Annotated in this window: 12 protein-coding genes; 8 read left to right on the top strand and 4 right to left on the bottom strand. The window is 62.1% G+C overall.

The window, feature by feature from the left end; genetic code table 11:
* Window positions 1–55: 55 nt before the first annotated feature.
* The gene (locus tag CAK95_RS08550) at window positions 56–679 is read left to right on the top strand and encodes a glutathione S-transferase family protein (RefSeq protein WP_086087533.1); all 624 of its coding nucleotides are present in this window, start codon (window positions 56–58) and stop codon (window positions 677–679) included.
* 117 nt (window positions 680–796) lie between these two features.
* Here the strand turns inward: CAK95_RS08550 and CAK95_RS08555 are convergent, their stop codons facing one another.
* The gene (locus tag CAK95_RS08555; RefSeq protein WP_086087534.1) at window positions 797–2,020 is read right to left on the bottom strand and encodes a ubiquinone biosynthesis hydroxylase; all 1,224 of its coding nucleotides are present in this window, start codon (window positions 2,018–2,020) and stop codon (window positions 797–799) included.
* 80 nt (window positions 2,021–2,100) lie between these two features.
* Between CAK95_RS08555 and tesB the strand changes: the two genes are divergently transcribed.
* From tesB to CAK95_RS08575, 4 genes are all read left to right on the top strand, one after another.
* The gene (gene tesB / locus CAK95_RS08560) at window positions 2,101–2,964 is read left to right on the top strand and encodes an acyl-CoA thioesterase II (RefSeq protein ID WP_086087535.1); all 864 of its coding nucleotides are present in this window, start codon (window positions 2,101–2,103) and stop codon (window positions 2,962–2,964) included.
* Window positions 2,965–3,110: 146 nt separating this feature from the next.
* The gene (locus tag CAK95_RS08565) at window positions 3,111–3,449 is read left to right on the top strand and encodes a P-II family nitrogen regulator (protein ID WP_086087536.1); all 339 of its coding nucleotides are present in this window, start codon (window positions 3,111–3,113) and stop codon (window positions 3,447–3,449) included.
* Window positions 3,450–3,839: 390 nt separating this feature from the next.
* The gene (locus CAK95_RS08570) at window positions 3,840–4,178 is read left to right on the top strand and encodes a P-II family nitrogen regulator (protein WP_086087537.1); all 339 of its coding nucleotides are present in this window, start codon (window positions 3,840–3,842) and stop codon (window positions 4,176–4,178) included.
* Window positions 4,179–4,214: 36 nt separating this feature from the next.
* Window positions 4,215–5,660 (top strand): ammonium transporter, encoded by a 1,446-nt coding sequence (locus CAK95_RS08575; protein ID WP_086087538.1) that lies wholly within the window; start codon window positions 4,215–4,217, stop codon window positions 5,658–5,660.
* 89 nt (window positions 5,661–5,749) lie between these two features.
* Here the strand turns inward: CAK95_RS08575 and CAK95_RS08580 are convergent, their stop codons facing one another.
* Window positions 5,750–6,613 carry an alpha/beta fold hydrolase gene (locus CAK95_RS08580; protein WP_086087539.1) on the bottom strand — a complete coding sequence of 288 codons (864 nt, stop codon included), beginning with the start codon at window positions 6,611–6,613 and terminating at the stop codon, window positions 5,750–5,752.
* Entirely contained in the window at window positions 6,610–7,032 is a 423-nt protein-coding gene (locus CAK95_RS08585; protein WP_086087540.1) for a helix-turn-helix domain-containing protein, read from the bottom strand. Before CAK95_RS08585 ends, CAK95_RS08580 begins: the two co-directional genes overlap by 4 nt.
* 200 nt (window positions 7,033–7,232) lie before the next feature.
* Between CAK95_RS08585 and CAK95_RS08590 the strand changes: the two genes are divergently transcribed.
* From CAK95_RS08590 to CAK95_RS08600, 3 genes are all read left to right on the top strand, one after another.
* Window positions 7,233–8,465 (top strand): aminotransferase class I/II-fold pyridoxal phosphate-dependent enzyme, encoded by a 1,233-nt coding sequence (locus tag CAK95_RS08590; RefSeq protein WP_425349680.1) that lies wholly within the window; start codon window positions 7,233–7,235, stop codon window positions 8,463–8,465.
* A gap of 9 nt (window positions 8,466–8,474) precedes the next feature.
* Window positions 8,475–10,922 (top strand): DNA translocase FtsK, encoded by a 2,448-nt coding sequence (locus tag CAK95_RS08595; protein WP_086087541.1) that lies wholly within the window; start codon window positions 8,475–8,477, stop codon window positions 10,920–10,922.
* 227 nt (window positions 10,923–11,149) lie between these two features.
* On the top strand, window positions 11,150–11,926 hold the full coding sequence (locus tag CAK95_RS08600) for an outer membrane lipoprotein carrier protein LolA (protein WP_086087542.1): 777 nt from the start codon (window positions 11,150–11,152) through the stop codon (window positions 11,924–11,926).
* Window positions 11,927–12,063: 137 nt separating this feature from the next.
* On the opposite strand, the gene CAK95_RS08605 is transcribed toward CAK95_RS08600, so the two are convergent.
* Window positions 12,064–13,383, bottom strand: coding sequence for an NAD(P)/FAD-dependent oxidoreductase (locus CAK95_RS08605; RefSeq protein ID WP_086087543.1), 1,320 nt, complete (start codon window positions 13,381–13,383; stop codon window positions 12,064–12,066).
* Window positions 13,384–13,439: the final 56 nt, after the last annotated feature.

Consider the following 13,439-nt stretch of genomic DNA (forward strand, 5'->3'; position numbering starts at 1 on the left):
CCCCTTACAGGGGGAGGTAAGACCACCAGCAGATTCTGTTAGTCAGGAAATTTTCATGCTGAAAATCTGGGGACGCAACACATCGTCGAATGTGCAGAAAGCGATGTGGGCGGTTGGCGAACTGAACCTCGAACACGAGCGATTCGATGTCGGTGGCAACTACGGCAAGAACAGGGAGCCGGCCTATCTGTTGATGAACCCCAACGGTCTGGTGCCGACCTTGCAGGAAGGCGATTTCATCCTGTGGGAATCGAATGCGATCGTGCGCTATCTCGCCCGGCAATATGGGGCCGGCACGCTTGAGCCGTTCGAGCCGAAAGAGATCGGCCGCGCCAATCAATGGATGGACTGGCAATTGTCGGTCGTGGCGCCGGCGATCCACGCCGCTTTCTGGGGGCTGATTCGTACGCCGGAAGACAAGCGCGACATGGCCGCGATCGCAGCGTCGCAGAACAAGACCACCGACGCGATGAAGATTCTCGACGCGCAGCTCGGCCGCACAGAATATGTCGCGGGCGATAAATTCTCGATGGGTGATATCCCGGTCGGCGTGATGGCCTATCGGTTTCGGCAGCTTTGTCCGGACCGGCCTGAACTGAAAAATCTTGAACGCTGGTTCGCGAGCATCGAGCAGCGCCAGGCATTCAAAGATCACGTCGGTGCAATTCCGCTGAGCTGACGTTTAGGAACAAGCTGTTTCTCCGCGCGTCCCCGCGAAGGCGGGGACCCAGCGTTTAAAGATTCTGGATCCCCGCTTGCGCGGGGATGAACGGAGTATGTGGCTGCTTGTAGCAGCCTACAACACCTCACCCTTCAACAGCTTGGGCACATCGCCGGTGATGCCGGCGGCTTCGCGGATGAAGAAGCTTTTCAGGTTCGGCAGCCGGTCGACGACGCCGAGGCCCATGTCGCGCACAAGCCGCAGCGCATCGGAATTGTTGGAGAACAGCCGGTTGAGGCCGTCAGTCGCGACGCCCATCGCCATGGTGTCGAACCGCCGCCAGCGCTGGTAGCGCTCCAGCACCGAAACAGCGCCGACATCGATGCCGAGCCGCGCGCCATCGATGATCGCTTCAGCCAGCGCCGCGACATCGCGCAAGCCCATATTCAATCCCTGTCCGGCAATCGGATGAATCACATGCGCGGCATCGCCGATCAGTGCGATGCGATCGGCGATGAAGCTGCGGGCGACGAACAGGCCGAGCGGATAGGCTTTGCGCGGCGCGATGACTTCGATCTCGCCGAGATGCAGGCCAAAGCGCTTTTCCAGTTCGTCATGAAAGTCCGCGTCCGATAATGCGACGATGCGGTTGGCTTCGTCCGATGCTTCCGTCCAGACGATCGACGAGCGCTTGCCAGTCAACGGCAGGATCGCGAACGGACCGGCGGGCAGGAAATGTTCTTCAGCGCGGCCGTGATGATCGCGTTCATGCGCGACGGTGGTGACGATGCCGGATTGGCCGTAATTCCATCCGTAATTGGCGATGCCCGCCTGGTCGCGGATCTGCGAGCGCGCGCCATCGGCCGCGACCAGCAATCGCGCGGCGATGGACGTGCCGTCCGACAGATGCGCCGTCACCCGCGCTGGCCCATGCTCAAAACGCGACACCGCGACCGGCCGCAGATCGACACCTTCCGCTCTGGCCTTGTCGAGCAGAGCCGCAACCATGGGTCCGTTCTCGATCATATGCGCGAAAGGCTCGCCGGGCGCGATCTCACCGCCGAAGGTGAGAAAGCTCGGCCGCATGGCGTGATCGAGTTTCGAATCCGTCACCACCATGTCGAGCATCGGCTGCGCGTTGTCTGCGATTGCCGACCAGACACCGAGGGTCTCGAACAGATGCCGTGCCGCAGCGGCAATCGCCGAGGCGCGCAAATCGCCGGAGGCGCGGTTCATCGCCGGGTCGGCCACCGCGACGGACAATGCGCCACCCGAACCCTGTTTCAGCGCGATAGCCAGCGACAGGCCGGCAAACCCGCCGCCGGCGATGAGGATGTCGGTCTTGGTCGTATCGGTCATTGCTGCCCGGCTTTGTACGCGCTTGACTTGAACCCGGACTTTGGGCGCTTTCTCCTTACGTCAAGAGAAGGCGCTTTTTCATGTCCGAAGCCGTGTCCGCCCTGCTGAAGGTTCTCGACCTCGAAACGCTGGAGGTCAACCTGTTCCGCGGTCGCTCCCCGCAGACCGGCTGGCAACGGGTGTTCGGCGGCCAGGTCATCGGCCAGGCATTGGTGGCGGCGACCCGCACGGTGGACGGCATCGCGGTGCATTCGATGCACGCCTATTTCGTCCTGCCCGGTGATCCGAAAGTGCCGATCGTTTACGAAGTCGAGCGCACGCGCGACGGCAAGAGCTTCACCACCCGCAGTGTGAAGGCGATTCAGCACGGCCGTCCGATCTTCATCATGATGGTGTCCTTCCACAACGATGAGGAAGGACTTGAGAATCAAATGCCGATGCCGGATGTGCCGGCGCCGGAGACGCTGCCGACCGAAGAGGAGGTGCGGCGCGATATCCTGCCGCTGCTGCCAGAGCCGGTGCGCCGCTATTACGAGCGCGAGAGGCCGTTCGAATTGCGCCCGGTGGAATACGCCCATTACATCGGCAAGAAGCCGGCCGGCGATCGTTTCAATGTCTGGTTCAGGACCACGGCAAAGTTGCCCGACGATCCGGCGATCCACCAATGCGCGCTGGCCTATGCATCGGACTTCACGCTGCTCGACAGTTCGCTGGTGCCGCTGGGGCGCACCTTGTTCGACAAGGAGCTGATGGGCGCGAGCCTCGACCATGCGTTGTGGCTGCACCGGCCGTTCCGTGCCGATGAATGGCTGCTGTATTCGCAGGATTCGCCGAACCTGCATGGTTCGCGCGGGTTATCCCGCGGCTTGATCTTCCGGCAGGACGGAACGCTCGTCGCGTCGGTCGCGCAGGAAGGGCTGGTGCGGGTGAAGCGGGAGGCGTGATGTCGCTGCGCTCCATACGCGCATCCGGTTGTGACGATTCATCCGTTTAACCTTCTCGCCATTTACCGATAGTCTGCGCAACCGCGCGGTATGATATCGCGTTTGCAACATTGTCGTTGAAGAGTGCCATTGCAGCCGGGGCATCCATGAAACTCGTGATCGCGATCATCAAGCCGTTCAAGCTGGACGAGGTGCGCGATGCCCTCAACGCCATCGGCGTGCATGGCATGACCGTCACCGAAGTGAAGGGCTATGGCCGTCAGAAGGGCCATACTGAAATCTATCGTGGCGCCGAATACGCCGTGAATTTCCTGCCGAAGGTGCGGCTTGAGATCGCCGTTTCGAGCGACCAGGCGGAGAAGGTCGTCGATGCGGTTTCCGCTGCCGCCAGGACCGGCCAGATCGGCGACGGCAAGGTTTTCGTGACAGCGATCGATCGGGCGATCCGGATCCGCACCGGCGAAACCGATACCGACGCGCTTTAGCGTTTTCGAGCGAAGTGGGACGCGTCCATCAGCCTTCGGTACGGCCGGGCGGCGGGATGACGCGCCCTTGCGTTTAGAACCCGCCTAGTTTGCGAGCAGCGCCGTAATCCCTCCATCTTGGTTGCGCGGATCTGCCGCCGCCTGATTATTTATTGTGCAAATGTGGCGCGGCTTTATGCTGTAGCGGGTGGGACCGCGCCCCAAGCCGCCGTGACATTAAGAAATCGTTTGCTGAATCAGTCTGTTAGCGCCGGTGCGGCCATCTGGCACGCCGTTTGATTCCCTGTTCCCCCGGGACCGGCGGGTGCGGCTTTTCCAAGCCTGCCGAGGCCCAGGTAGTCAGCTCGGTGCCGGGAAAAAATGGCAACGGGCCAACGGGGATCGAACCAAATGAAAATCGTCATGGCCGTCATCAAGCCATTCAAGCTCGACGAGGTCCGCGACGCCCTGACCGCGATCGGGGTGCACGGCATGACCGTCACTGAGGTCAAGGGGTATGGACGTCAAAAGGGGCACACTGAAATCTATCGTGGCACCGAATACGCTGTGAGCTTCCTGCCGAAGCTCAAGATCGAGGTCGCCGTCGCTTCCGACCAGGTCGACAAGGTCATCGAATCCATCGCCGGCGCCGCCAAGACTGGCCAGATCGGCGACGGCAAGATTTTCGTCCTTCCTCTGGAAGCCGCGGTGCGCATCCGCACCGGCGAAACCGACACCTCCGCCCTTTAAACCCGACCCGAACGTATTCGGACAGGAGCAAAAATTATGTCGTTCAAGTTTCCGTACCGGGCCGGAATGACCGCCGCCCTCGCCGCAGCGGCGACGCTCGCGGCCACCGCGGCCATCGCCGAGCCGACCGTCAACAAAGGCGACAACGCCTGGGTGATGACGTCCGCCATTCTTGTGCTGCTGATGACGATTCCCGGCCTCGCACTGTTCTATGGCGGTCTCGTCCGTTCCAAGAACATGCTGTCGGTGCTGATGCACGTGTTCTACACGGTCTGTATCTGCGCCATCCTCTGGGTGATCTATGGTTACAGCCTCGCTTTCACCGGAGGCTCTGCCTATGTCGGCGGCTTCTCGAAGGCCTTCCTCGCCGGCGTGACGCCCGACACCATGGCCGGCACCTTCTCGGTCAACGCCAGTGTTTCGGAATATGCCTATCTGGCGTTCCAGCTCACCTTCGCCTGCATCACCCCGGCCCTGATCGTCGGCGCCTTTGCCGAACGCATGAAATTCGCGGCCGTCGCGCTGTTCATTCCGCTCTGGGCAACCTTCATCTACTACCCGATGGCCCACATGGTTTGGTACTGGGCCGGCCCGGACGCGATCGATGCGGCTGCCAAGGCCCTGGCTGCTGCGGCCGATGCAGAAAAGCCGAAGCTGCAAGAGGCGCTTGACGCCGTTCTGGCTGACGCCGGTCTGCTCTTCTCGTGGGGCGCACTCGACTTTGCCGGCGGCACGGTGGTGCATATCAATGCCGGTATCGCGGGTCTTGTCGGCGCCATCATGGTCGGCAAGCGCACCGGTTACGGCAAAGACCTGATGCCGCCTCACTCGCTGACCATGACCATGATCGGCGCGTCGCTGCTGTGGGTCGGCTGGTTCGGCTTCAATGCCGGCTCCAACCTCGAAGCCACCGGCGTCGCCTCACTCGCGGTCGTCAACACGTTCGTTGCAACAGCGGGCGCCGCATTGTCCTGGATGTTCGCCGAATGGATGATCAAGGGTAAGGCTTCACTGCTCGGTATCGTCACCGGCGCTATTGCCGGTCTCGTGGCTGTCACGCCGGCAGCCGGTTTTGCCGGTCCGATCGGCTCGATCGTTCTCGGCCTCGTGGCCGGCGTCGTCTGCCTGTTCTTCTGCTCGGCCGTGAAGCACATGTTCGATTACGACGACTCGCTCGACGTGTTCGGCGTTCATGCCATCGGCGGCATTGTCGGCGCTCTCGGCACCGGCATCCTGGTCGCCCCAGCGCTCGGCGGGACCGGCGTGTTCGACTACGTGACCGGCAGCGTCGCCGATTACGACTTCGCCACACAGATGTGGGCGCAAATCAAGGCCGTGCTGTTCACGATCGTCTGGTCGGGCGTCGGCTCGGCGATCCTGTACTTCATCGTCAACATCATCGTCGGCCTGCGCGCTTCGGTCGAGAAGGAGCGTGAAGGCCTCGATCTCACCGAGCAGGGTGAGCGCGCCTACAACATGTAATCCAGAGTCGCGCGGCGGGGCGTATACCCGGCACCGCCCCTTCGCCGGATGGAGGCCTCGGTCGCAAGACCGGGGCCTCTTTCGTTGTTTCACGATGAAGCGCTTCGCTCCAGAAACTCCATGACGCGCGCCGTCTGATCGTGGAGGAAGTGATAGCCTTCGTCGATGAAGCAGATCTCCGCGTGCGGAGCGTTGCGTTGCAGACGTTCCCTTGTATCGCGTGAATCCAGCAGAACATCCCGCCCGCCAATGATCGTCAGGATCGGCATGTCGAGCTGACCGAGCTGAGGATCGGTCAATCGTGGAATGCTGACCACGCGCGGCTTGACGACCCGCCCCACGGTGTCCATGAGCGCGACGAGCGGCTGCACCGCTTCTGGCAGCGTCTTTGGCTTTGGACCGAACACCAATTCCCATATCCGGCGCCGGCCCCAGGAGCCGAGCAGCAGGAGCGGCAGCACCTTCAGGAGGAGATTCTTCTGCCGGCCAATGCCGGCAGGACAGATCAGCGCCAGCGCGCGAACGGCTTTCGGCCTTCTGCTGGCATAATCGAGCGCCAGCCATCCGCCCAGCGATGTTCCAACAATGGCGGCGCGCGATAGTCCGAGCCCTTCGAAAACATCGTCGAGCCACAAGGCGTGGTCATTTCCGGCGAGCGCGGGGCGGACACGCGCGCTGAAGCCGGGCTCCCCGATCATATCGACTGCAAACAGCCTGAACTTCGTCGACCATAACGCCACGTCGAGCATCCATGCCGACGAGTTGGCCAGCGAGCCATGCAGCAGCACGACGGGCGGTGCGCTCTCCGGTCCACAGGCGAGGACGAATGTCGAGCCGTAACGCGTCGGCACATGCCGTTCGGTTTTTGGAACAGGCCACGTGTCCAGGACCCGTCTGTATTGTGCCTCGACAGTCGTGGCTGCGTTGGCACTGCGATAGACGACGTCATTCACGATCGCGCTCGCAGTTGCAACTGCAGCATCTCCAGCAGCTTGCTCACGTCGGACGGGCTGCCGATCATCACCACCTTCATGCTCCTGGCCGGCGGATCGAACGCTGTCTGGAGATGCAGTGGCGGCGTCCCGCCATCGCCGGCCATTGCAGCAGCATGGAGGAATGTCGCCGTTCGTTCCGCCGCCTCTGCGGAGACATCGGGGATGTCGACAATGCACGTCGTCCGCACGCCGGCCGTCGCTTCGGATTTGCCGCTCGCGACGCCGGCGAAGGCGTCCAGATTGGTGCGGGCGATCCGATAGGATTTTCCGACCCGCGTTGCCGGCAGTCTTCCCTCGTGGATATAGCGAAGGATGGTCTTGGGGTGCAGGTTCAGCGCGTCGGCCGCCTGCTCGACCGTGACGAGGACATCTGACATTGCCTAATATTCCATATTATTACATAATTATGGCAACATAAGTAGTAATGAGTAACAATAGGGATGTGCATTGCGAAAGTAACGGGTGCCCGGGCTGCGCGTAAGCGCAATGGACCACAGGACCCCGATGGTTAATCGCACCTTAACCTGCGGCGCTTAGGCTTTGGCCGATTGACCAATCTGGCCGAAATGTGCGCGTGATGTTCATGAATGCTTCCGAACGCGAGTCGCCGCTGTCGTCCGCGCGGAAAGCCGAGACGCGCTCGCCGCCAGCACGCTCACCCTTCGTCCGCCTGAACGAATTGCTGGCGCCGCATCAGCCCGGCAAGCCGGTCATCAATTGCGCCGTCGGTGAGCCGCAGCATCCCGTACCGGCTTTTGTCGCCCCGATCCTCGCGCAGCATATTGCCGAATTCGGCCGCTATCCGGCCAACAAGGGCACCGATGGCTTTCGTCAATCGGTTGTGAACTGGCTGTCGCGCCGCTTCACGCTTTCGCGTTCACTCGATCCTGAATCCGAAGTGCTGGTGCTAAACGGCACGCGCGAGGGCCTGTTCCTCGCCGCTCTTTGCGCAAGCCATAACGCAACACCGCGCGGCGGGCGTCCGGCGATTCTCGTTCCCAATCCCTGCTACGGCGCTTACAGCGCCGGTGCGACCGCGGCACATTGCGATACCGTTTATCTGCCGACGACGGCACAGAGCGGATTTCTTCCCGATATCGATTCGCTGGATGAATCGCTGCTGGCGCGCACCGTTGCTTTCTACATCGCTTCGCCAGCCAATCCGCAAGGCGCGGTCGCAAGCAAGGATTACCTTCGCCAGCTGCTTACGCTCGCGCGCAAGCATAACTTCATGATTTTTTCCGACGAGTGTTATTCGGAAATCTATTTCGGTCAAAAACCGGCGGGCATGCTGGAAATAGCCGGACCCGATTATAGCAATGTCGTCGTCTTCAATTCGCTGTCGAAACGCTCGAACCTGCCGGGCCTGCGAGTCGGCTTCGTGGCCGGCGACCGCGCTTTCATCACGCGCTTTCTCGAATATCGCAATAACTCCGCGCCGCAGGTGCCGATGCCGGCGCAGGCCGTTGCCGCCGCAGCACTCGACGACGAGGCGCATGTGATCGAGAATCGAAACGCCTATGCGCAGAAATTCGATCTCGCCGATCAGATCATCGGCGACCGCTACGGCTATCGGCGTCCCGCCGGCGGCTTCTTCCTCTGGCTCGATGTATCGGCGCAGGGCGGCAGCGTGATCGCGGCTGAACGTTTGTGGCGCGAGGCCGGCTTGCGCATTCTGCCGGGTGAATATGCTGCGCAGACGGACGCCGATGGCAGCAATCCGGGCCGCGATTATATCCGCGTCGCCATGGTGCATGACAACGCAATCACCGCCGAGGCGCTGCATCGCCTCGTCAACGTGCTCGGGTGAGGGGGAAGCATGCCTGCCTTCATCGACCGCAGCCTCGAAAGCCTCGATTTCCTCTCCGACGATTTCCGCGGCGCGATCCGCCGCCGGATCGGCGAGCTGATCGGCCTGGCGCTGATCTTGTTGTCGCTGATGCTGACGCTGGCGCTCGCCACCTGGTCGGTGCAGGACCCGAGCTTCAGTCACGCTACCGATGCGCCGGTGCGCAATCTGCTCGGACGTCCAGGCGCGAGCTTTGCCGATCTGTCGGTTCAGCTTTTCGGTCTCGCGTCCATCGTGCTGGTGCTGCCTGTCGCCATCTGGGGTTGGCGGATGCTGACGCATCGCCCGGTCACCCGTAAATGGACGCGATCGGCGTTCTGGTTCGGCGGACTTCTGCTCGCGGCAGCCTTTGCGGGGTGTCTGCCGCGCAGCGTCGGCTGGCCGCTGCCGGCCGGCATGGGTGGCGTCATGGGTGACGCCATGCTGAAGCTGCCGACGTTGATTCTGGGCACCCCGCTGCCGGGGATGAGTCGGTTGCTTCTCGCCACGATCAGCGGCTTTGCCGCCTTGGCGATGCTCGCGATTGCGGCCGGCCTCGGCCTGCAGCCGCCGGGCGATCTGGCGGAAGACCTGCATCGCGAAGCCGAAGAGCTGGAGGAGGAAGACGAGCGCACGTCGATCTCCATCGGCTGGCTGGTGCATACGCTGCTCAGCGCCAAGGCGCGGCTGATGCTGTTCCTGCGCAAACAGCTGGCCGGCGATGACATGGATGACCTGCCGGTGCGGGCAAAAGGCAAATCGCGCGCCGAACCGCGGATGCGCCCTGCCGAGCCCGAAGAGAATGACCTCGATGAGGATGACGAGTCGGCTTACGAGGATAAGGAGGAGGAGGAAGAAGAAGAGGAGCCGGCACCCGCGCCGCGCAAATCGCGCGTGCAGGTGCAGCAGCCCAAAACCAAGAAGGGTGGCTTCGTTCTTCCCGCGCTGAATCTTCTGGCCGCGCCGAAGGCCAGCGATCGCGCAACGTTGAGCACCGAAGAAATCGAAGAGCGCGCCGAAGCACTGGAAAGCGTGCTGGAAGATTTCGGCGTCAAAGGCGAAATCATTAACGCGCGTCCGGGGCCGGTGGTGACGCTGTACGAACTTGAGCCGGCGCCCGGCATCAAGTCGTCGCGCGTGATCGGTTTGGCCGACGACATTGCGCGTTCGATGAGCGCGATCTCCGCGCGCGTTGCGGTGGTGCCGGGGCGCAATGCCATCGGCATCGAACTGCCGAACGAAATCCGCGAGAAGGTTTATTTCCGCGAGATGCTGGCAGCCGGCGAATACAACAACACGCAGGCGAAGCTGCCGCTCTGCCTCGGCAAGACCATCGGCGGCGAACCGGTGGTGGTCGATCTCGCCCGCATGCCGCACTTGCTGATCGCGGGCACCACCGGCTCCGGTAAATCGGTCGCCATCAATACGATGCTGCTGTCGCTGCTTTACAAGCTGCGGCCGGATCAATGCCGCCTGATCATGATCGATCCGAAGATGCTGGAATTGTCGGTCTATGACGGCATTCCGCATCTGCTCACGCCGGTGGTCACCGATCCGAAGAAAGCCGTCGTCGCGCTGAAATGGGCCGTGCGCGAGATGGAAGAGCGCTACAAGAAAATGTCGAAGCTCGGTGTGCGCAACATCGACGGTTACAACACGCGGCTTGTCGAAGCCAAGGCCAAGGGCGAGGCGCTCTCGCGCACGGTCCATACAGGCTATGACAAGGAATCGGGCGAAGCGATCTACGAGAAGGAAGAGCTCGAATTCGAAGAGCTTCCTTATGTCGTGGTGATCGTCGACGAAATGGCCGACCTGATGATGGTCGCCGGCAAGGACATCGAAGGCGCGATTCAGCGTCTGGCGCAGATGGCACGTGCGGCCGGCATTCATGTCGTGCTGGCGACGCAGCGTCCGTCGGTCGATGTCATCACCGGCACGATCAAGGCGAACTTCCCGACCCGCATCTCCTTCCAGGTCACGTCGAAGATCGACAGCCGCACCATTCTGGGCGAGCAGGGCGCCGAGCAACTGCTCGGTCAGGGCGACATGCTTTACATGGCCGGCGGCGGCCGCATCAGCCGCGTGCACGGGCCGTTCGTCGCCGACGATGAAGTGGAAAAGGTCGTCCGTCACCTCAAGTCGCAGGGCGTGCCGCAATATCTCGAAGAGGTCACGCGTGACGACAGCGAGGACGAAGACGGCGCGGTGTTCGACGCGACAGGCATGGGCGCCGAGAAGGACCTTTATCAGCAGGCGGTCGATATCGTGCTGCGCGATCGCAAGGCATCGACCAGCTACATCCAGCGGCGGCTGCAGATCGGTTACAATCGTGCCGCCACGCTGATGGAGCGGATGGAACAGGAAGGTGTGGTCGGCCAGGCCAATCATGCCGGCAAACGCGAAATCCTGATCGAGGAGGGTGCTAGCCGGTTCGGCTGACACGAGCATGATGCCGAAAAGTGCGAAGCGGTTTTCGGACAACATCGTGCTCTAACTTATTAGAATCGATCACGTTTTATGATTTTGGATCGAATGATCCAAAATCATCGTGATCAAGCTGCTAAATTCTGGCTTCGCGTAGCCGGTTCACCCCGGATTCGCCTCATGGAGCCGCCAAAACGCCACAGGGGTGGGTTAGCCGAAAGCCTTCCCAGACGGAGTTGAGTATGACGCGGACGCTGCCGAAACTGTGCGCTGTGGTGACGACCTGCCTTGTGGCGGGGCTTATCGCTATTCCGGCGGCGTTGGCGCAGTCCGTCCCGCTGCCGAAGCCCGCGCCCTTTGCAAAATCCAGCAAAATGAAGATGGCGCAGGCGCGCCCGGTGCCGCCCGGCGCCGTGGGTGAACCGGCTTTGCCGTCGCGTCCGAATGGGATGGCCGGCACCGCAGCTGCAGGTGGATTCGACGCCGGCCAGCGCGCGCTCGCCGACAAGATCAGCGCCTATCTCTCTGGCATGCGGCAGGCGACCGGCCGATTCGTCCAGGTCGGGCCGGATGGCCGCAAGACCCAGGGCGATCTCTATCTGATGAAGCCGGGCAAGCTCCGCTTCGAATATGAAGACCCGAGCCCGACCCAGTTGATCGCCGATGGTACGTCGGTGGTGGTGCGCGACCGCCGCTTGGCGACGCAGGATCTCTATCCGCTCGGGCAGACGCCGTTGCGCTTCCTGCTCGCCGACAAGATCGATCTTCTGCGCGACACCAATGTCGTCGGCATCTATTCCGACGATATCTTCTCGACCATGGTGATCGAGGAAAAGCAGGCGCTCGGCGGCAAGCACAAACTGATGCTGATGTTCGACGCCAAGGATCTCACCCTGAAGCAATGGACGGTGACCGATCCGCAAGGCTTCGACACCACGGTCGCGGTTTACAATCTCGATCAGAGCAAGAAGCCGGATCCCAGCCTGTTCAAGATCAATTACGAGCGGATGCTGCAGTAGTTGCAGCCGTCATTCCGGGGCGCGAACGAAGTTCGCGAGCCTGGAATCCAGAGCTATAAGCTTCTGCAAATCCCTTTTATTCTGGATTCCGGACAGCCGCGCATCCAAGTCGGCTATAGCCGACTTGGATCATGAATTCATACCGATCTCGGGTTTACCCGAGATCGGCGCGCGCCTTCCGGAATGACGACTGAATTGTTATCCCCCGTCGAAATCAGCCGCGCGCCACGCCGGAAGGTGAGATAACTCCACAGCCATGTCACCGCGACCACGAAACGGTTGCGCAGCCCGATCAGAAAATAGATGTGGGCAATGCCCCAGAACAGCCAGCCGATGAAGCCGGTCAGTTCGAACCGGCCGATCTTCACCACGGCGGCCCTGCGTCCGACTGTCGCCAGATCGCCGGCATGGCTGTAGACGAATGGCTTGTTGTCTGTCTCTCCCGCAACGCGCGCAGCAATGAGGCGACCGATATAACGGCCCATCTGCTTGGCCGCCGGTGCGATGCCCGGCACCGGTTTGCCGTCCTGGTCCTTCACCGAGGCGAGATCGCCGGCGACGAAAACATTTTGCAGGCCGGGCACCGACAGATCGGGCGCGACCATGATGCGCCCGGCGCGATCGTGTTCGGCATGAATCCATTGCGCCGCCGGCGAGGCCACGACGCCCGCCGCCCAGACGATGGTCGAGGCGTCGATGCGCGTATCACCAAGCGACACACCATCGGCATCGCAATCGGTCACTTTCGTATTGACGAGCACCTCGACGCCCATCTTCTCAAGCGCGCGCTGCGCATAATTCGAGAGGTTTTCCGGCAAGGCCGGCAGGATGCGCGGGCCCGCTTCGATCAGCACGATGCGCGACATGCGCGGATCGATCTCGCGAAAATCCGACTTCAACGTTTCTTTCGCGACTTCCGCCATCGATCCGGCCATCTCGACGCCGGTCGGCCCGCCGCCGACGATGACGAAAGTCAGCAGCTTGCGGCGGAGCGCTTCGTCGTCCGCGATTTCCGCACGCTCGAAGGCCAGCAGAAACCGCGCGCGAATGTGCCGCGCGTCTTCGAGCTGCTTCAAGCCGGGCGCGACACTCTCCCATTCGTCGTGGCCGAAATAGGCATGGGTCACGCCGCTGGCGAGCACGAGATAATCATATGGCAGATCGAGTTCGTCGGTATGGACAATGCGCGCTTGCGTATCGACGCCGGTCACCTTGGCCATGATGACGCGCAGGTTCGGCTGGCGGTTGAGAATGGAGCGGATCGGCCAGGCGATGTCGGCCGGGGAGAGCGCCGCGGTCGCGACCTGATAGAGCAGCGGCTGGAAGCAATGGTGATTCTGTCGGTCGACCAGGATGATGTCGACCGGTGCCAGCGTTTCGGCATACTTGGCCAGCGCGCGGGCCGCCTCGATGCCGGCGAAGCCGCCGCCGACAATGACCACGCGGGGTGAAGTCATGGCCGCTCCGTTTCACGCATCGCGACAAAGGTCGTTCAACCTGTCGCCCCAGCGTC

It is taken from the genome of Pseudorhodoplanes sinuspersici, assembly GCF_002119765.1.
Lineage (GTDB): Bacteria > Pseudomonadota > Alphaproteobacteria > Rhizobiales > Xanthobacteraceae > Pseudorhodoplanes > Pseudorhodoplanes sinuspersici.